Source organism: Nocardia sp. NPDC051321 (assembly GCF_044455225.1).
GTDB lineage: Bacteria > Actinomycetota > Actinomycetes > Mycobacteriales > Mycobacteriaceae > Nocardia.
The window spans coordinates 41,249-60,539 of record NZ_JBITEM010000029.1; the positions used below are offsets into that span (position 1 = coordinate 41,249).

The window sequence follows — 19,291 nt, forward strand, 5'->3', positions numbered from 1 at the left end:
CGACGACGTCTGCTGGTCATTACAGTCGACTGCTACAGACTCGGCTTCTGATCGATGATCCTGGTCCGCCATGGTGTCGGCGCACGATACCGCGATGAGGAGGTCCTACGGTGCGGTCGGTGACCGAGAAATCGGCGGTGATGTCGCGAGCGATACTGGGGCTGTCGCTGGCCGTGGCGCTCGGCGGATGTAGTACCGATGGTGCGCCGAACAGCACCACGCAGCAGCGCTCGACTGTCGCGGTGGCAACGACCGGCGCTGCTTCGACAACCACGCCTGCCGGAGCCGAACCCACGGATCCGGCCACCGTCCAGTCGGCCGGGGCGACCTACACGGTCCGAAAGGTGGAGGTGCCCAACGGTGTCGGCATTTCCGGCATAGCGGCATCGCTGGAGTTGTCCGGTGGCGATCCGCGAGTGGCCGAGGTTTTCAATCGCGGTGTGCGGACGTTCATCCAGGAGCAGGTGGACGCGACCAACCGCAGCGACGACCCGCGCCCGCACTCCGTCCAATCCACCGGCCGGATCCTGTCCACCGACAGCACCATTAGCGAAGTGGTGTCCGGGCTCATCAGCTACGAGGGCGAGGCGCATCCGTTCAAAATCCTCGCCACCATCACCACCGACAGCCGCGCCGCCGCGCCCGTCTTGATCGGCGACCTGTTCACCGACCGCCAGGCCGGGATCACCGAGCTGGCCGCGGCCGCCACCGAGGCAACGAAGCAGATCCATCCGAAAATAGCCGACAGCCCCGCCATCACCACCGCGCTGCAGCCGACGGAAAAGAACTTCGCGAACTGGGTTCCCACCCTGACCGGCGTCCAGCTCTACATCGATACCGGCCTCTATGTCTACGGCTACCCCTGTGTGGAGGTTCCCTGGTCCCGGTTACGCCCGGTGCTTGGCCCGACCATGCGGGCCGTCGCCGAGAAAGCACCCGACGCGCCCCCGGCAGCTTGCGCGGGGCGGTAGACCTCCGCGCAAGCTATCGTCAGCGAGCTTGTGCGCGTGAGACCAATCCGTGCGCGGCACGCCGGATCGCGCCCGGCTCCGCCTTGTCGCCCAGGCGCGGTACGCGTGCTGCTTACTGGAACGTGAACCGTCAGGCACGACCGGATAGCAGATCGCCGCGGATGTTTGCCACAGCCCGCGGGCCAGATCGTCAGCGAGCTCGTGCGCGTGAGACCAATCCGTGCGCGGCAGCTGGGGCCGCGAGTCCGGGGGCGCTGGTCGCGCGGTGGCGCGGCGGGGTTGGTCCTGGGAGAGTGGGCGCGTGGGCTTTTATGGAGATCGGGTTGTGCCGCGGATTGTCGATGTCGCGTGTGGGATGCGGTTCAATGACCCGCTGCGGGAGCGGGTGTGTGCCGGGTTGCGTGGGCGGGTGGTGGAGATCGGGTTCGGGTCGGGGTTGAATGTTCCGTTCTATCCGGGGACCGTGGACACGGTCAGCGCGGTCGAGCCTGCTGACCTCGGGTGGAAGCTGGCGAGCGAGCGGGTTGCCGCGTCGAAGGTGCCGATCGAGCGGGCCGGGCTGGATGGGCAGTCACTTCCCTTCGCGGACAATACTTTCGACTCGGCGGTGTCCACCTGGACGCTGTGCACCATCCCGGACGTCGCGACCGCTCTCACCGAAGTCCGCCGCGTGCTCAATCCCGGCGCCACCCTGCATTTCGTCGAGCACGGCCTCGCCCCGGACCAGAAGGTCCAGGTGTGGCAGAACCGGCTGAATCCGATCCAGAAAACCTGCTGCGGTGGCTGCAACCTGAACCGAGACATCCGCGGCCTACTGACCACCGCCGGCTTCGAAATCCAAGACATCGACATCTTCTACGCCGAAGACGCCCCCCGCTTCCTCGCCGCCCAATCCCTCGGCGTCGCGGTCTCCCCTTAGCCCACCGAGCGATGCCGCCCACCACGCAATACGCGGTGGCGGCTACGTACGTACCCCACAACAGGTCACGGAATGGCCAGCGCAAGCTTCAACGCGGTATTCAAAGCCATCACGGTGCCAGGACTGATCGTGCCGAGCAAGGCACCCAGATCGGCACGTAGCACCTGCTCGAGATCGTCGGTGACGATGCTGCCGACCAGTGGGTCCGCAGCGGAGAGCTGGACCCACGTCGGCAAAACGGCATGTTTGTTCGTGGTGGTGATTCGGGCTGCCAGTACGTCGGACAGCAACCGATTACGCCGGTTGTTCGAGACGATCAACCACGGTTTCGGGCCGTAGCCGACGTCGGCACGATATATCTGCCCACGGACCGGTGCGGAGTTCGTCACTCGGCACCACCTCTCGCATGTTCAGCCTCGCGCCGACGGCGGAACTCGCGAGCCTCGTCCTCGTCGTGCACCTCTGGCCAAATTGCGGCGAGTTCCGCATAGCCCTGCTCCAGCGCCTCATCGATCAGCACCTGCGCGCCGATCGACATCAACACGCGGATCACGGTCGCCTCGGACGCCTCAGGAGTGAGGGAGTAACCGAGATGGGCGGCGATGGATTCGAACAGCACCCACTCGGCCCCTTTTCGGTCACCGAGCGTCGCCAACGTGCGTTCCTCCCGCTCGGTCAGTGTCAGGGTGGTTCGTCTGGTCATGCATCAGATTCTACATCGAGCTCGATGCGCACTCAATCATCACCTTGTGATGCATAATCTCGCACCATATATATTGAAATGATCGGTTCAAAACTGTGTTAGCCTCGTTCGCATGGCACGACCGAAGCAGTTCGACGAGGAGCGGGCCGTGGACGCCGCGATGCGGGCGTTCTGGACCGCGGGCTACGAGGCGACCTCCACCCAAGACCTGTGCGATGCAACGGGACTGGGACGCAGCAGTATCTACAACACCTTTACGAGCAAGCATGAGCTGTTCGAGCGGGCGTTGGGCAGGTACATGGCGACGAAGAACGCGGCCACGTTCGCGATGCTCGACGGTGACGAGTCGCCGAGGGCGAAGATGCGTGCGCTGCTGCAGCAGGTCGTGGACGCACCGGAGGACGATCCGCTCGGCTGCCTGGTCGTCAATTCGATGATCGAGCTCGCGCCGCGCGACCCGGACGTGGCAGCGGTGTTGCGGAAAGATCAGGAACTGCGGCTGGCCGCACTGACCGAGGTGCTCGAAAGCGGCAGGCGCGCAGGGGAAATAGCTGACGGCAAGGATGCCCGCGAGCTGGCGCACTTCGTCAACGCCACCATTGCCGGGATGCGCGTGGCCGCCCGCGGCGGTGTCGGCCGCGACGCGCTGGAAGCCATTGCCGCGACCGCACTGAACGCCCTCTGACCCAGTCCCCCAAGACATTACGAGACGTCAACTTTTCCATGTGCCAGTTTTGAACTGAATGATCCAAAATAAGAGAGGTGCCCGATGCCGTTCGCCGTCTACATCCTGGGCTTGTCCATATTCGCCCAGGGCACCTCGGAGATGATGCTCTCCGGCCTGCTCACGGAGCTGTCCACCGACCTCGGAGTCACCATTCCGCAAGCGGGCCTGCTGATTTCGGCGTTCGCACTCGGCATGCTGATCGGCGCGCCGATACTCGCCGTCACGACGCTGCGGCTGCCACGGCGCAACGCGCTACTCGCGTTCCTCGCGGTGTTCGTCGCCGCCCACATCGTCGGCGCGCTGACCTCGGACTACTGGGTGCTGTTCGCGACAAGGGCGGTGGGCGCCTTCGTGTACGCCGGTTTCTGGTCGGTCGCGGCAACCACCGCCATCGGCCTGGTTCCGGCGAACGCCCGCGGCAAGGCGATGAGCATCGTCGCGGGCGGCCTCACCATCGCCACCGTCATCGGCCTGCCCGCCGGCACCGTGATCGGCCAGCACCTCGGCTGGCGCGCGGCGTTCTGGACGGTCGCGATCATGTCCGCGCTGGCCATGATCGGCGTGCTCGCCAAGATCCCGGCCGGTCGCGCGGAAATCCAGCCGGACCTACGAAAAGAACTGCGCAGCATTGCCAATCCCCGGCTGTGGCTGTCCTACAGCACCACCGCGCTGGCCACGTCCGCACTCATGGTCACCTTCGCCTACCTCGGCGCGCTGCTGTCACAGACGACCGGCCTCACCGACGGCTGGATCCCGATCGTGCTGGTCGGGTACGGCATCGGCAGCTTCCTCGGCATCGTCATCGGCGGCCGCACCGCCGACGCCCACCCGATCCGCACCCTGTACGTCGGCATCACCGGCCTGATCATCACCTCGATCCTGCTCGCTCTCACCGCCGAGCACCCCGCCCCCGTCGTCGCCCTCACCTTCCTGCTCGGCGCCTTCGGCTTCGGCACCAACCCCACCCTCAACAGCCGAGTCTTCAACCTCGCCCCCCACGGCCCAACCCTCGCCCCCGCCTTCAACGTCTCGTCCTTCAACGTCGGCATCACCCTCGGCCCCTGGCTCGGCGCCTTAGCCATCGGCGGCGGCCTCGGCTACGCCTCGGTCGCGTGGATCGGTGCCACCCTCGGCATCGCCACCCTCGGCGTAATCACCTGGGAACAACTCCTGAACCGCCACCCCACCCCGACCCCCGACAAGCAACCAGAACTAGTCCACTAACCAGCCCACACACTCCGGATGTGCAGACAGCCGCACGCCTCCTGATTTCCCGCACCTGAAATTGCATGCGATTCCCGGTGCCAGAAATCGAAAACCGTGCGTCTGTATGCGCGGTCGGAACCTCAGACCGCCAAGCATCCCGGCCCAAGCAGTGCCTTCAGGTCACCCATCAGCGCCGATGACGGGGTAACCCGCAGGCTGTCATCGAGTTTCAGCAACGTTGTCTTTTCGCGCGCCCCTACGTGGCGGATGTGCACATCAGCGGTGCCGGGGTGGCGGGAGAGGATGCGTTTGAACTCGTCGATCTTGTCGGGGGTGCACATCCGGGTGGACATGACTACCGCCAGTGGCTTCGCGACACCGATGGAGGACAGGTCGGGTACGGCGAGATCGTTGGCGATCAACGAGATTCGGTCGTCGCGCACCGAAACGCGCGCCTTCACCAGCACTACCGCGTCCTCGACCACGTCCATCCCGTACACCGAGTACGCCTGCGGGAAGAACAGCACCTCGATGCCACCGGCCAGGTCTTCCAACTGCGCCGACGCCCACGCGAGGCCGTTCTTGTTGATTCGCCGGTTCACCGAGGCGAGGATGCCGCCGACGGTCACCTGGGTGCCGTCCTTGATGTCACCTTCGAGGATCGCCGGAATTTGCGTATCCGATTGCGCCGCAAGGACATGCTCGACGCCGTTGAGCGGATGCCCGGAAACGTACAGGCCGAGCATCTCGCGCTCGAGCGCCAGCTTGTGCTTGGACTCCCACTCGTCGTCGGGCACCTTCACGTTGAACACCGACGACACCGACTCGTCCGCGTCCACTCCGCCGAACAGGTCGAACTGGCCGATCGCCTCGGCCTTCTTGGTCGACATCACCGCGTCGATGGCGTCGGAGTGGATCAGCAGCAGGCCCTTGCGCGGGTGCCCCAGCGAGTCGAATCCGCCCGCCTTGATGAGGGATTCGGTGACCTTCTTGGTGCAGGCGACCGCGTCGATCTTGTTCAGATAGTCGGAGAAGTCGGTGAACTTCGACTTCTCCTTGCGCGCCGCGATGATCGAGGACACCACGTTGGCGCCGACGTTGCGCACCGCGCCCAAGCCGAACCGGATGTCCTTGCCGACCGAGGCGAAGTTGAGCTCGGATTCGTTGACGTCCGGCGGCAGCACGGTGATGCCCAGGCGGCGGCAGTCCGACAGGTAGACCGCGGCCTTGTCCTTGTCGTCACCGACGGAGGTGAGCAGTCCGGCCATGTATTCGCCCGGATAGTTGGCCTTGAGGTAGGCAGTCCAGAACGAGACGAGACCGTAGCCCGCGGCGTGCGACTTGTTGAACGCGTACCCGGCGAACGGAAGGATGGTGTCCCACAACGCCTTCACCGCGGCCTCGGAGAACCCGTTGGCGGTCATGCCCGCGTGGAAGCCCTTGTACTCGGCCTCCAGCACCTCGAGCTTCTTCTTACCCATGGCCTTACGCAGCGCGTCGGCCTTACCCATCGAGTAGGAGGCGACCTTCTGCGCGATGAACATGATCTGCTCTTGGTAGACGATCAGGCCGTAGGTCTCCGAGAGGATGTCCTTGAGCGGTTCCTCGAGCTCCGGATGGATCGGCGAGATCGGCTGCCGGTTGTTCTTGCGGTCGGCGTAGTCGTTGTGCGCGTTCATGCCCATCGGGCCCGGCCGGTACAGCGCGAGTACCGCGACGATGTCGTTGAAGCCGGTCGGCTGCATGCGGCGCAGCAGGTCGCGCATGGGACCACCGTCGAGCTGGAACACGCCGAGAGTGTCACCGCGGGACAGCAATTCGTAGGTGGCCGGGTCGTCCAGCGGCAGCGTGTCCAGGTCCAGGTCGATGCCGCGGTTGGCCTTGATGTTCTCCATCGCGTCACCGATGACGGTGAGGTTGCGCAGCCCGAGGAAGTCCATCTTCAGCAGGCCGATGGCCTCACAGGACGGGTAGTCCCAGCCGGTGATGATGGCGCCGTCCTGGGCCCGCTTCCAGACGGGGATGGTGTCGGTGAGCGGCTCGGACGACATGATCACCGCGCAGGCGTGCACGCCCGCGTTGCGGATCAGGCCTTCGAGGCCGCGGGCGGTCTCGTAGATCTTCGCGACATCCGGGTTGTTGCCGATGAGCTCGCGGACCTCGGCGGCTTCCTTGTACCGCTCGTGGTCCGGGTCGGTGATGCCGGCCACCGAGATGTCCTTGGCCATGATCGGCGGCGGCAGCGCCTTCGAGATCTGGTCGGCGATGGCGAAACCGGGCTGGCCGAACAGCACGCGCGCCGAGTCCTTGATCGCGGCCTTGGTCTTGATGGTGCCGAAGGTGATCACCTGGGCCACCCGGTCGCTGCCCCACTTCTCGGTGGCGTAGCGGACCATTTCGCCGCGGCGGCGATCGTCGAAGTCGATATCGATATCGGGCGCGGACGGGCGTTCCGGGTTCAGGAACCGTTCGAACAGCAGGCCGTGCGGGATCGGGTCGATGTTGGTGATGCCGAGCGCGTAGGCGACCAGCGAACCGGCCGCCGAACCACGGCCAGGACCGACCCGGATGCCGACCTCTTTCGCGTGCGAGACGAGGTCGCCGACGACGAGGAAGTAGGCGGGGAAGCCCTTCTGCTTGATGACATCGAGCTCGAAATAGGCGCGGGTGTAGTACTCCTCGGGCACACCGTCCGGGAACCGGCGTGCGAGCCCGCGGTCGACTTCCTTGCGCAGGAACGAATTCTGGTCGTCACCCTCGGGCACCGGGAACACCGGCATCCGGTCGCGGAACGCCCACACGTCGTCGTAGGACTGCACGCGCTCGCCGATGGCGACGGTGTTGTCGCAGGCGCCGGGCACCTCGGCGTCCCACAGCGCGCGCATCTCCTCGGCGGACTTCAGGTAGTAGCCGTCACCGTCGAACTTGAACCGGGTGGGGTCGCTGAGCGTCTTGCCGGTCTGAATGCACAGCAGCGCTTCGTGGTTGGTCGACTGGTCCTTGGTGACGTAGTGGCAGTCGTTGGTCGCGATCGGCGGAATACCGAGCTTCTGCCCGATGTCGAGGAGGCCCTCGCGGACCCGGCGTTCGATGGACAGCCCGTGGTCCATGATCTCCAGGAAGAAGTTGTCCTTCCCGAATATCTCCTGCCACTTGGCCGCCGCCTCCAGTGCCTCGCGGTCGTGGCCGAGGCGCAACCGCGTCTGCACCTCGCCCGACGGGCAGCCGGTGGTCGCGATGATGCCCTCGGCGTACTGGGCGATGATCTCCTCGTCCATCCGCGCCCACTTGCCGAGCTGGCCTTCCAGCGACGCCAGCGAGGACAGCTTGAACAGATTGCGCAGCCCGGTCGCGTTCTCCGCGACCATGGTCATGTGCGTGTAGGCGCCGGAGCCGGAGACGTCGTCGCCCTTCTGGCTCGGATCGCCCCACTGGATGCGCTTGGTGTCGAACCGGGAGGCGGGCGCGATGTAGGCCTCGATGCCGATGATCGGCTTGATGCCCGCCTTCTTCGCCGAGTTGTAGAACTCGGAGGCGCCGTACATATTGCCGTGGTCGGTCATCCCCACCGCGTTCATTCCCAGCCGATTCGCCTCCGCGAACAGAGGCGATATTTTGGCCGCACCGTCGAGCATGGAGTACTCGGTGTGGTTGTGCAGGTGAACGAACGATCCGGACGAGGCGGCCAAGACGGTCCTTCCTCCCAAGGTCTCGACGGGGGTTGGCCTAGCGATTCTAGGCACGTCGGTATGACATTTTTTCGAGGCGCGCGGCGCGCAACGCGACGTCCCAGGAGGGCCCGGCGTGTCGGTGTCGAAGATCACCGGCGCGTCTGGCGAGTCGCCCTGGAGCTGTCTGATTTCCGCGAGTGACGTCTAGCGCGGACCGGTTGACCCTACTCTGGCGCCCTCGCGCGGGCCGCAGCAGTCGGCAGCGACACACACGGTCAGGTTTGCTTGCGCCAGACGAATTTCAAACCGGACCAATCATTGTCGAGCGCGGCGACCTTCACGTCCACGACACCGATCGGCAGCAGCAACTCCCGCAAGTCGTTCTCGGCGATGTCGCTGACATGTCCGCCCGCCTTGCGCGGCCAGGCGATCCACAGCCCGCTGCCCCTCGGCAGCCGCGCCGCCAGGTTCGGCGCTTCGTCGGCCAGGTCGGCATGCGTGCGATAGAAGGCGAGGAGCACATCGGGAGTTCCGGCGTCGACGATCTCGACATCAGCCGGGAGATCGGGGATCCGCCAGCCCGGCGGCCTGTGCCGCAGCACGACCTGGTGACCGGGCTTGATGCCCAGCTTCTTGGCCAACGGCGTTCCGGAGTAACCGGCTGTCATGGCTCGACTGTAGATCCGCGTGCCCCTGAAATCGAGGGCATCAAATCGGGAAAATCAGCCTGTGGAAGGGGCATAGTCGAGGGATACGAGTGATCCCAAACCTGTCGAGGTGTTGATGAATTCGCTCAGAGCACTTTTCGCGATTCCTGCCATACCCGCCGTCGCCGTGGCCGCAATGGTCGCCACGTCGGCCCCCGCCGCCGCCCAGATCGTCGACCAGTTCGACAGTTTCTACTCGCTCACCGATGGCCTCTGCGTCGCCCAGGTCAGCTCCGCGGTGACGAGCAACGCCTATCCGGAACACGCGGCGTTCAGCGTGGCGACCACGATGTTCGGCGCGGGCAGCTGCCACCTGTCGCTCACCCTGAACTGGCGCAATGTCGAAACCGGTGAGACCGGCGACTTCACGGTGACCGCAAACGGCCCCGGATATTGGGGCAACAGCGGCTACTCCGCCCTGTTCCACCCCGGCATCGGCCGCTTCACCGCCACCATGACCGTCGGCGCGGCCCACATCCCCGAGCCCGGCTCCGTCGAATTCCGAGTCGACCCCTACCAGGGCTAGGCGAGTCCCCCGCCACCCGCCAAGCAAGGCGGTAGTTCCGACTTGACGTACGTTGCGTCCTCTTGACGCATGCTGCAACATCCGTCAAGAAGGTGCAACGTACGTCAAGTCGGTTGGCGTGCCCGTTAGTCCGCCGCTTCGTTCTCTGCGGGCGCGATAATCGGCGCATGGATGCACTGCCGGTTCGGGGGATGCGGTGACGACTAGCGTTGTTGCGCTCGTTGTCTCGGCGGCGTTGATTGCTGGGGCACTGGTGATCTGGCCGCGGACGCGGCGGGTGGTGACCACGCCTGCCGAGCGGGCGGTGCATTCGGCGCTGCATACCGCGTCGCTGGCGGCTATTCCGTTGCGGCGCGGGCTCACCGCGCAGTCGGCGCAGGAGTCCGCGCCGCATCTGCGGGTGCTCACCGGGGCGGAAGCGCTCGGTGTCGCCGACCCGGACGGCACGCTGCTCGCCTGGGACGGGCCGCATGCCGAACTCGCCGAACATTTCAGCGGGGCGGCCAAGCGCGCGGTGGCCGGCGAGCGGCCGGTGCTGGTGGCCGGGCCGGGCAGTGGCGAGCACGCGGGGCGCACGCTCATCGCGCAGCCGCTGCTGATCGACAGCACCGGGGTGGCCGGGGCGATCGGCGTGGTCACCACTGGTCAGCCGGGGCCGGGGTGGCTCGGTGCGGTGGCCGAGGTGGCCAGGTATGCCTGCGGACAGCTCGAATTGGCCGAGCTGGACGCCTCGCGGGCCCGGCTCGACCGCGCCGAGGTGCGGGCGTTGCGGGCCCAGATCAGTCCGCACTTCATTTACAACGCGCTCAACACCATCGCCTCGTTCGTGCGCACCGACCCGGACCGAGCCCGTGAACTGATCCTCGAATTCGCCGACTTCACCCGCTACTCGTTCCGCGCCGCGGGCGAATTCACCGTGCTGGCCGACGAATTGCGCAATATCGAGCGCTATCTCGCGCTGGAACGCGCCCGCTTCGGCGACGCGCTCGACGTGCGCCTGCAGATCGCGCCGGAGGTGCTCGGCGTGGTCCTGCCCTTCCTCGCGCTGCAACCCCTCGTCGAAAACGCGGTCCGGCATGGTCTCGCAGGCGCCACCCGCGGCGGCACGGTGCACATCACCGCCGCCGACGCGGGCACCGACTGCCTGATCAGTGTCGAAGACGACGGCGTCGGCATGGATCCCGAACTGCTCCGCTCCGGCGCCCTCGATGCCATCGAAACCGGCAGCGGACCAGCAGGTTCCGGCGAATCGGCGCACGTCGGCCTGGCCAACGTCGACGACCGTTTACGCGCCGCTTTCGGCAACGACTACGGCCTCATCGTCGAAACCGCCCCCGGCGCGGGCACCAAGGTCTCGCTCCGGGTGCCCAAATTCCGCGCGGGTATCCAGGCGTGAACGATGACGCCTTGGCGTGCCGCTCGATGTGGTCAGCGTTGGGGATCCGAGCCGGTCGTCCCGGCCGGATGTTTACGATGGAGCGGTTGTGACGCGTACCACCGATAACGCGGTCGGCACCTTGCGGGTGCTGGCCGTCGACGATGAAAAGCCTGCTCTGGACGAGCTGGTGTATCTGTTGCGCGCACAGCCCGGCGTCGGCGAGATCCACGACGCGGCCGACGCGACCACCGCGTTGCGGGTGTTGCGGGCGCATCCGGTCGACGCGGTGTTCCTGGATATCAATATGCCGGGGCTGGACGGGATGGAGCTGGCGGGCATCCTTTCGGAGTTCGCGAGCCCGCCCGCGGTGGTTTTCGTGACGGCACACGACGATCGGGCGGTGGCCGCCTACGATCTGGGCGCGGTCGACTATCTGCTGAAGCCGTTGCGTGAGGCGCGGCTGGCCGAGGCGGTGCGCCGGATCGCGTCGACCCGCGGCGCACCGGCTCCCGTCGTCGATGAACCGCGAGCCGACCCGAGTGCGGTCATTCCCGTCGAGCTGGGCGGGGTCACCACGCTGGTGCCCCGGTCGAGCGTCAGCTGGGTCGAGGCGGATGGCGACTACGCGCGGTTGCACACCAGCAATGGCTCCCACCTGGTTCGGATTCCGTTGTCCGCGTTGGAGTCCCGGTGGCAGGACGCGGGATTCCTGCGCGTGCACCGCTCTTACCTTGTCGCGCTGCGACTGGTGACCGGCCTGCGCACCGTCGGCACCGGAACCGTGGTGTGCCTGCGTGCCGACGGCAATGCCACGGCGGTGGAGTTGCCGGTCAGCCGCAGGCAGGTGCGTGAGCTGAAACAGCGTCTGGTGCACGGCCCGCGGCAACAGTGGACCGGCCAGTGACCGGGCCGCACCGCCCCGCCCGCCAGCGCGTGGTGCTGTCGGAACGCCGTGGCGCGCGGCGCGTGCGCACCCGGATGGAAGTGGCCGAGCAGACCGAGATCGGCGAGGCACTGATCGGCGGCCTGATCCGCGCCCAGCTCGGTCTCGCACTGCGGCTCGGTTTGATCATCGTCGTCGTATTGTGCGCACTGCCGGTGCTTTTCGGCATCGGCACGGTCGGCTCGACGGTCGTGTTCGGCATCCGGCTGCCGTGGCTCCTACTCGGCGCCGCCGTCTATCCACTCCTCTATCTCGCCGGACGCTTATACGTCCGCCTAGCCGAACGCAACGAGCAGGACTTCCTCGACCTGGCCGAGGACTGACGTGTCCGGCGGCATCGCAACCGAACCCGAGCCGAGCGCGTCAGCTGGTAGAGGGACGCGATGACCGCGGGGTCGGTGCCGGTTTTGACGGTGTTGGCGCTGCTGTTCGCCGCGCTTGCGACCGTCGCGATCGGCGCGTACGGAGTTCGCTTGGCGCGCACCACCTCTGACTTCCTGGTCGCCTCGCGCAGCGTCAGGTCGGGCTGGAATGCTGCCGCGATCTCGGGTGAATACCTCTCGGCCGCTTCGTTTCTCGGCGTTGCGGGGCTGATCGCGAAGTACGGCGCGGATGCGCTGTGGTATCCGGTGGGATTCACCGCAGGCTATCTCTCGCTGTTGCTTTTCGTCGCGGCGCCGCTGCGGCGGTCCGGGGCCTACACGGTGCCCGACTTCGCCGAATTCCGTTTGGGCTCGGTGCGATTGCGCAGATTGGCCGCGACCGTCGTGGTGCTGGTGTGTGCGGTGTACCTGATTCCGCAGTTCCAGGGTGCCGGGTTGACGTTGCATACGCTGCTCGGCGTGCCCGATTGGGTGGGCGCGGCGGCGGTGGGGGTCATTGTGATCGCGAACGTGGCCGGCGGCGGGATGCGGTCGATCACGCTGGTGCAGGCGTTCCAATATTGGCTGAAGTTGACCGCGGTGGCGATTCCGGCGCTGGTGCTGCTCGGCCACTTCCTGACCGAGGATCAGCAGCTCGGTGCGCCCGCTCCCCCGGTGGTCACCGAGCGCACGGTGGTGGACGTGCGCACCGCCGTAGTGGTGCAGGTTGCTGCGGCACAACAGGTTTCGATCACCGGAAAACTAGACGACAGCCCGGTGAGCGGTCAGGTGCTGCTGACCCCTGGCCCGCACGAGCTGTCGCCGGGCACCGAAATGGTGCTCGAGGCGGGCGCCGCGGTGCCGGTGGTGGCGGGTGCGCCGGCGGATGGCAGCGAATGGCTGAAGCCGGGCGGCGGGTTCGGCGGCGCGCACCCGACATATCAGGTGTATTCGCTGATCATCGCGACCTTCCTCGGCACCATGGGCTTACCGCACGTGCTGGTGCGCTTCTACACGAATCCAGACGGTCGAGCCGCACGCGCGACGGCCGTGGCGGTCATCGGACTTGTCGGTTTGTACTACCTATTCCCGGTGCTGCTAGGGGTTTTCGCACGGCTGTACGTGCCGCAGCTGTTGATCACCGGAACCTCCGACGCGGCGGTGGTGCTGCTGCCGGGGTCGGTGGTGGGTGGCCTGCCTGGACAATTACTGGCCGCACTGGTGGCGGCGGGCGCCATCGCCGCGTTCCTGTCCACGTCGTCGGGACTGCTGGTGAGCATCGCGGGCGTGCTGAGCACCGACATGCTGCGCGGGCGAATTCGCGACTTCCGGGCGGCGGCGCTGGTGGCCGGTGTTGTGCCGCTGACCCTTTCGATAACGGTTGCCTCACTCGACCTGTCGCGCACCGTCGGTCTCGCCTTCTCCGTGGCCGCCTCGACCCTGTGCCCGCTGCTGGTGCTCGGCATCTGGTGGCGCGGACTGACGGCGACGGGCGCGGCGGCCGGGCTCACCGCGGGCGGGCTGGTGTCCGGTGGCGCGACGGTGGTGTCGGTGACCGGCGGCCTGTCCGACGAGGTGGCAGGCGGGTGGCCCGCCGCACTGGTCGGCTATCCGGCGGCAATCAGCGTGCCGCTGGCGTTCGCGGCAATGGTGTTGGTCAGCAAGGCGACTCAGGGCCCCGGCGGCCGCCGGGTCGGCCGCATTTTCGTCCGCATGCACGCCCCCGAGCGGCTCGGCATGGGCGCCGATCGCGAACGCGGTCTGCGCTCGAACTGAGCCGTCGAACGCCGGATCCGCCGCCGACCGCTCGTCGTGCCACACCGACCGTTCACCGCACAATCGGCCGCCTTCCCGGAGTGACCCACGCCACATCATCGTTTCCTCATACGGGCCTGGCTACGGTGCTGAGCAAGTAAGCCATGTCAGAAGCTAGGACTACCATGACTAGTACAGAACTCGACGGCACCGCTCCCCGGCGCACGCCGAGTGCAGACGAATTCATCGATGTGCAGGCCAGCCCGGACTTTCAAGAATTACGAACGCGCCTGCGCCGCTTCGTCTTTCCGATGACTGCCCTGTTTCTGGTGTGGTACCTCAGCTATGTGCTGCTCGGCGCGTACGCGCACGACTTCATGGCGCACAAGGTCTTCGGCAATATCAACCTCGGATTGCTGCTCGGCCTCGGACAGTTCGTCTCCACCTTCGCCATCACCGCGCTCTACGTCCGGTTCGCCAACCGGGAACTGGATCCGCGCGCGGCGGCCCTGCGCGGCAAGCTCGAGGGGGGCCACGCGTGAATCAGGTCAGCACCTATGCCGCCGCCGCGACCGTCGGCAACCCGACGGCCAATATCGCCATCTTCGCGGTATTCGTCGCGATCACCATGGTCGTGGTCGTCCGGGCCAGCCGTAACAACGCTACCGCCGCCGACTTCTTCACCGGCGGCCGTGGCTTCTCCGGCCCACAGAACGGCATTGCCATCGCGGGCGACTATCTTTCCGCCGCAAGCTTTCTCGGTATCGCAGGCGCCATCGCGGTGTACGGCTACGACGGGTTCCTGTACTCCATCGGGTTCCTGGTCGCCTGGCTGGTCGCACTGCTGCTGGTCGCCGAAATGCTCAGGAACACCGGCAAATTCACCATGGCCGATGTGCTGAGCTTCCGGCTCAAGCAGGGCCCGGTGCGCACCGCCGCGGCGTTGACCACCCTCGCGGTGTCGCTGTTCTACCTGCTCGCGCAGATGGCCGGGGCCGGTGGCCTGGTCGCGCTGCTGCTCGACATCTCCGACAAGACCGGGCAGTCCATCGTGATCGCCGTGGTCGGCGTGCTGATGATCGTGTACGTGCTGGTCGGCGGCATGAAGGGCACCACGTGGGTGCAGATCATCAAGGCGGTGCTGCTGATCGTGGGCGCCGCGTTGATGACGGTCATGGTGTTCGCCAAGTTCGGCTTCAACCTGTCCGATATTCTCGGGTCGGCCCAGGAGCATGTGACCGGGTCGAAGGCCAAGGGCGTCGCCGCCCGCGACGTGCTCGCGCCCGGCGCGCAGTACGGCGCCAACGCCACCTCGAAACTCAACTTCCTGTCTCTCGGTTTGGCGCTCGTGCTCGGCACCGCGGGTCTCCCGCACGTGCTGATGCGCTTCTACACCGTGCCTACCGCGAAGGAGGCGCGCCGATCAGTCGTGTGGGCGATCGGGCTGATCGGCGCGTTCTACCTGTTCACCCTGGTGCTCGGCTACGGCGCCGCCGCGATCGTCGGGCCGGACCGGATCCTGGCCGCGGCGGGCGGGCAGAACTCTGCGGCGCCGCTGCTCGCGTTCGAGCTGGGCGGCGTGGTCCTGCTCGGCGTCATCTCCGCGGTCGCGTTCGCCACCATCCTCGCGGTGGTCGCGGGGCTCACCATCACCGCGGCGACCTCGTTCGCGCACGACATCTACGCCGGAGTCATCAAGCGCGGCAAGGTCGACGACGCCAAGCAGGTGCGAGTGTCCCGGATCACCGCGGTGGTGATCGGCGCGATCGCGATCGGCCTCGGCATCCTCGCCAATGGTCAGAACATCGCGTTCCTGGTCGCGCTGGCGTTCGCGGTGGCGGCGGCGGCGAACCTGCCGACGATCCTGTACTCGCTGTTCTGGAAGCGGTTCAACACCACCGGCGCGCTGTTCAGCATGTACGGCGGCCTGATCTCGACCATCGTGCTGATCGTGTTCTCGCCCGCCGTTTCGGGTACCGCGAGCTCGATGCTGCCCGGCTCCGATTTCGATTGGTTCCCGCTGTCCAACCCCGGAATCGTGTCCATTCCACTGGCTTTCGTGCTCGGCGCGGTCGGGACGTTCCTCGGCAAGGCCGACGAGAACCCGGCCAAAGCCGCCGAGATGGAGGTCCGCTCGCTGACCGGTGTCGGCGCCGAGAAGGCGGTGGTGCACTGATCACTGACCGATAGTTGTTGTCCCCCTTGTTCTCTCGTTAGGAGATATCGCGTGACCAGCGCAACCACCGATCCCCGCGACACCACCGCACCGGCGTCATACGCGCCCGCCGAGGCCTTCGCCTCGACGGCGAATGCCGATGCGGGACTGTACGACCTGGCGGCACGGGATCGGTTGGCGTTCTGGGCGGAGCAGGCGCGGCGGCTGTACTGGGAACAGCCGTGGTCGCAGGTTCTGGACTGGAGCGACGCACCGGTCGCGCGGTGGTTCGTCGGCGGCAAGCTCAATGTCGCCTACAACTGCGTCGACCGGCACGTGCTGGACGGGCACGGTGACCAGATCGCCATTCACTGGGAAGGCGAGCCCGGCGACTCACGCGATATCACCTATGGCGAACTCCGCGACGAAGTATCGAGGGCGGCAAACTATCTGACCGAGCTGGGGTTGCGGGCGGGTGATCGGGTCGCCATCTATATGCCGATGGTGCCCGAGGCCATCGTGTCGATGCTCGCCTGCGCCCGGCTCGGGCTCACCCACTCGGTGGTGTTCGCCGGTTTCTCCCCCACCGCGCTGCGCCAGCGGGTGGACGACGCGGGGGCGCGGCTGGTGATCACCACCGATGGGCAGTGGCGGCGCGGGACGGCGGCGCCGCTCAAAGCCGCCGTCGACGAGGCGCTTGGCGGGACGCGATCGACCGTCGAGCACGTACTCGTGGTGCGGCGCACCAACATTGACGTGCCGTGGACCGAGGGCCGGGATCTGTGGTGGCACGACACCGTCACCGACGCTTCGCCGGAACACGAGGCGCAGGCGTTCGATGCTGAGCATCCGCTGTTCATCCTCTACACCTCGGGCACAACCGGAAAGCCCAAGGGCATCCTGCACACCTCCGGCGGTTACCTGGTGCAGGCTGCCTACACCCACCACAACGTCTTCGATCACAAAGCCGGACAAGACGTTTACTGGTGCACCGCCGACATCGGCTGGGTCACCGGACACAGCTACATCGTCTACGGGCCACTCGCCAACCGGACCACCCAGGTGGTCTACGAAGGCACGCCCAACTCCCCGGACGAACACCGGCACTTCCAGATCATCGAAAAGTACGGCGTCAGCATCTATTACACGGCGCCGACGCTGGTGCGGACCTTCATGAAATGGGGCCGCGAGATCCCTGACGCGCACGACCTGTCCAGCCTGCGGCTGCTCGGCAGCGTCGGCGAGCCGATCAACCCGGAGGCCTGGCGCTGGTACCGAGAAGTCATCGGCGGCAACCGCACCCCGATCGTGGACACCTGGTGGCAGACCGAGACCGGCGCGATCATGATCTCGCCGCTACCCGGGGTCACCACCACCAAACCGGGTGCCGCGACCGCCGCGCTGCCGGGCATCTCGGCGAAGGTGGTCGACGATGACGGCGCCGAACTCGACCGCGGCGCAGCCGGATTGCTGGTGCTCGACCAGCCGTGGCCGTCGATGCTGCGCGGCATCTGGGGCGATATGGAGCGGTACCGGGCCACCTACTGGGACCGATTTGCCGACGCCGGTTGGTATTTCGCCGGTGACGGCGCCAAGCTCGACGACGACGGCGACCTCTGGGTGCTCGGCCGGGTGGACGACGTGATGAACGTGTCCGGCCACCGGATCTCCACCGCCGAAGTCGAATCCGCGCTCGTCGGGCATGCCTCGGTCGCCGAGGCCGCGGTCGTCGGCGCCAGCGACGACACCACCGGCCAGGCCATCGTCGCCTTCGTCATCCTCACCGCGGGCGCGGTGCACACCGGCGACCCGCTCGTCACCGAGCTGAAATCGGCGGTGTCCCACGAGATCAGCCCCATTGCCCGGCCACGCGAGATCCATCTCGTCCCGGAGTTGCCGAAAACACGCAGCGGCAAGATCATGCGCCGCCTGCTCCGCGACATCGCCGACGGCCGCGAGCTGGGCGACACCTCGACCTTGGTAGACCCCAAGGTGTTCGAGGCCATCGCCCGCGGGTAGCCCCCGCCCCGGTGACGGACCCGGCCACCCGAAATGGCGATGAGGGGACGGGTCCGTCGCCCAGGGAATCGAGGGCGTGTGCGCGGCGCGGCGCGTGGTTAAGCTGATGGGGTGCGAGTCACCGTGCTCCGCCTTTCCGCCGTCCTCGGCTCTTTCCTGCTGATCGCCGCCTGCCCGCTGTCCGGCGCGCCGGGCGCGCGAGCCCAGATCGACAAGCGCTGCTTCACCAATGGCGCGGGCACCCGCTGCTACTACCTGCACCTGCCGCCCGGCGCGACCGCGGGCATGCCGCTGATGGTGTACCTACACGGTTGCGACGATCCGATCGATCACCCGGAGCCGACCGGCTTCTCGCTCACCCGGGTCGCCGACGAAATGGGTTTCGTGCTCGCCTATCCGCTGCAGGATCCGGCGGCGAACAAGGAGCTGTGCTGGAACTGGGACAAGGCCGGGAATCAGCAGCGCGGCGAGGGCGAGCCGTCCATGATCGCGGGCATCAGCACCGCGCTGGTCGATGAGTTCCAGCTCGATCGGTCTCGCGTCTACCTTGGTGGCTACTCGGCGGGCGGCGCGATGACCACCGTTCTCGGTGCCACCTATCCCGACCTGTACGCGGCGATCGCGCCGATGGCGGGCGCGCCGTATCTCGCCAAACCCGAGGGCCGGGTGATCATCGATGCGATGGGTCCACGGGTCCGCCCGATGCCGACCTACTTCCTGCAGACCCTCTTCGATGAGATCAGCACCATCGTGATCGGCCGGTCCAACCTCGTGCAGTGGCTCGCGGCCGACAATCTCGCGGATCCGGGTTCCGCGCCGGCCCTGCCGACCGACGTTCAGGTTCTCGACGTCGGTCAGGGACTGCCGAACCCGCTCACCGTCGAGCATTACGCCAGTCCCCGCGGCTGCGAACTCGCGCAGTTCACCACACCCCTGCTGGCCGAGCACGCGATCGGCGCGTGGCTGATGCAGCAGGACCACGGCATCGAACTCCAGCGAAACCTGATGCGATTCCTGTTAGCGCATCGCATGCCGCCACCACACCAAACATGCTGAAATCCGCAGCGCCCCACAATCCCCCGATCGATTCCGAGGTTTTCGAAGCAATCGCCAGGGGGTAACCCCCCAGCGGGGGGGGGGGGGCCCCCCCCCCGGGGGGGGGGGGGGGGGGGGGCCCCCCCCCCCCCGGCGGGGGGGGGGGGGGGGCGCCCCCCCCCCCGGGGGGGGGGGGGGGGCGCCGGGGCGGGAC

The 19,291-nt window shown here is 66.9% G+C and carries 17 protein-coding genes; 13 read left to right on the top strand and 4 right to left on the bottom strand.

Annotation, left to right across the window (positions count from 1 at the left end; genetic code table 11):
- Window positions 1–119 precede the first annotated feature (119 nt).
- Together ACIA8C_RS42360 and ACIA8C_RS42365 are read left to right on the top strand one after the other, a co-directional pair.
- On the top strand, window positions 120–971 hold the full coding sequence (locus ACIA8C_RS42360; protein WP_397145051.1) for a hypothetical protein: 852 nt from the start codon (window positions 120–122) through the stop codon (window positions 969–971).
- A 301-nt stretch (window positions 972–1,272) separates the two neighbouring features.
- Entirely contained in the window at window positions 1,273–1,890 is a 618-nt protein-coding gene (locus ACIA8C_RS42365) for a class I SAM-dependent methyltransferase (RefSeq protein ID WP_397145053.1), read from the top strand.
- 65 nt (window positions 1,891–1,955) lie between these two features.
- Here the strand turns inward: ACIA8C_RS42365 and ACIA8C_RS42370 are convergent, their stop codons facing one another.
- Both ACIA8C_RS42370 and ACIA8C_RS42375 read right to left on the bottom strand, forming a co-directional pair.
- On the bottom strand, window positions 1,956–2,279 hold the full coding sequence (locus ACIA8C_RS42370; protein ID WP_397145055.1) for a type II toxin-antitoxin system PemK/MazF family toxin: 324 nt from the start codon (window positions 2,277–2,279) through the stop codon (window positions 1,956–1,958).
- Window positions 2,276–2,593, bottom strand: a complete 318-nt coding sequence (locus ACIA8C_RS42375; protein WP_397145057.1) for a hypothetical protein — start codon at window positions 2,591–2,593, stop codon at window positions 2,276–2,278. Before ACIA8C_RS42375 ends, ACIA8C_RS42370 begins: the two co-directional genes overlap by 4 nt.
- A gap of 112 nt (window positions 2,594–2,705) precedes the next feature.
- Here ACIA8C_RS42375 and ACIA8C_RS42380 point away from each other — a divergent pair, with 112 nt between their 5' ends.
- A complete protein-coding gene (locus ACIA8C_RS42380) occupies window positions 2,706–3,278 on the top strand; it encodes a TetR/AcrR family transcriptional regulator (RefSeq protein WP_397145059.1) in 573 nt (190 codons plus the stop codon).
- A gap of 84 nt (window positions 3,279–3,362) precedes the next feature.
- On the top strand, window positions 3,363–4,544 hold the full coding sequence (locus ACIA8C_RS42385) for a Cmx/CmrA family chloramphenicol efflux MFS transporter (RefSeq protein WP_397145061.1): 1,182 nt from the start codon (window positions 3,363–3,365) through the stop codon (window positions 4,542–4,544).
- A gap of 122 nt (window positions 4,545–4,666) precedes the next feature.
- Here the strand turns inward: ACIA8C_RS42385 and dnaE are convergent, their stop codons facing one another.
- On the bottom strand, window positions 4,667–8,215 hold the full coding sequence (gene dnaE / locus ACIA8C_RS42390) for a DNA polymerase III subunit alpha (protein ID WP_397145063.1): 3,549 nt from the start codon (window positions 8,213–8,215) through the stop codon (window positions 4,667–4,669).
- Window positions 8,216–8,472: 257 nt separating this feature from the next.
- Complete coding sequence (locus ACIA8C_RS42395) at window positions 8,473–8,865, bottom strand: DUF3052 domain-containing protein (RefSeq protein WP_397145065.1); 393 nt, start codon at window positions 8,863–8,865, stop codon at window positions 8,473–8,475.
- Window positions 8,866–8,980: 115 nt separating this feature from the next.
- Here ACIA8C_RS42395 and ACIA8C_RS42400 point away from each other — a divergent pair, with 115 nt between their 5' ends.
- The 9 genes from ACIA8C_RS42400 (at window position 8,981) to ACIA8C_RS42440 (ending at window position 19,098) form a co-directional block, all read left to right on the top strand.
- On the top strand, window positions 8,981–9,430 hold the full coding sequence (locus ACIA8C_RS42400; protein ID WP_397145067.1) for a hypothetical protein: 450 nt from the start codon (window positions 8,981–8,983) through the stop codon (window positions 9,428–9,430).
- 196 nt (window positions 9,431–9,626) lie between these two features.
- Window positions 9,627–10,826, top strand: a complete 1,200-nt coding sequence (locus ACIA8C_RS42405; RefSeq protein ID WP_397145069.1) for a sensor histidine kinase — start codon at window positions 9,627–9,629, stop codon at window positions 10,824–10,826.
- An 88-nt stretch (window positions 10,827–10,914) separates the two neighbouring features.
- Window positions 10,915–11,712, top strand: coding sequence for a LytR/AlgR family response regulator transcription factor (locus tag ACIA8C_RS42410; protein WP_397145071.1), 798 nt, complete (start codon window positions 10,915–10,917; stop codon window positions 11,710–11,712).
- Entirely contained in the window at window positions 11,709–12,074 is a 366-nt protein-coding gene (locus tag ACIA8C_RS42415) for a hypothetical protein (RefSeq protein WP_397145073.1), read from the top strand. The genes ACIA8C_RS42410 and ACIA8C_RS42415 overlap by 4 nt, the downstream gene beginning before the upstream one ends.
- Window positions 12,075–12,134: 60 nt before the next feature.
- Window positions 12,135–13,889, top strand: coding sequence for a cation acetate symporter (locus tag ACIA8C_RS42420; protein WP_397145075.1), 1,755 nt, complete (start codon window positions 12,135–12,137; stop codon window positions 13,887–13,889).
- A 164-nt stretch (window positions 13,890–14,053) separates the two neighbouring features.
- Entirely contained in the window at window positions 14,054–14,410 is a 357-nt protein-coding gene (locus tag ACIA8C_RS42425) for a DUF485 domain-containing protein (protein WP_397145077.1), read from the top strand.
- Complete coding sequence (locus ACIA8C_RS42430; protein ID WP_397145079.1) at window positions 14,407–16,044, top strand: cation acetate symporter; 1,638 nt, start codon at window positions 14,407–14,409, stop codon at window positions 16,042–16,044. Before ACIA8C_RS42425 ends, ACIA8C_RS42430 begins: the two co-directional genes overlap by 4 nt.
- A 51-nt stretch (window positions 16,045–16,095) precedes the next feature.
- Window positions 16,096–18,042, top strand: a complete 1,947-nt coding sequence (acs, locus tag ACIA8C_RS42435) for an acetate--CoA ligase (RefSeq protein ID WP_397145081.1) — start codon at window positions 16,096–16,098, stop codon at window positions 18,040–18,042.
- A 111-nt stretch (window positions 18,043–18,153) separates the two neighbouring features.
- Window positions 18,154–19,098, top strand: a complete 945-nt coding sequence (locus ACIA8C_RS42440) for an alpha/beta hydrolase family esterase (RefSeq protein WP_397145083.1) — start codon at window positions 18,154–18,156, stop codon at window positions 19,096–19,098.
- Window positions 19,099–19,291 lie beyond the last annotated feature (193 nt).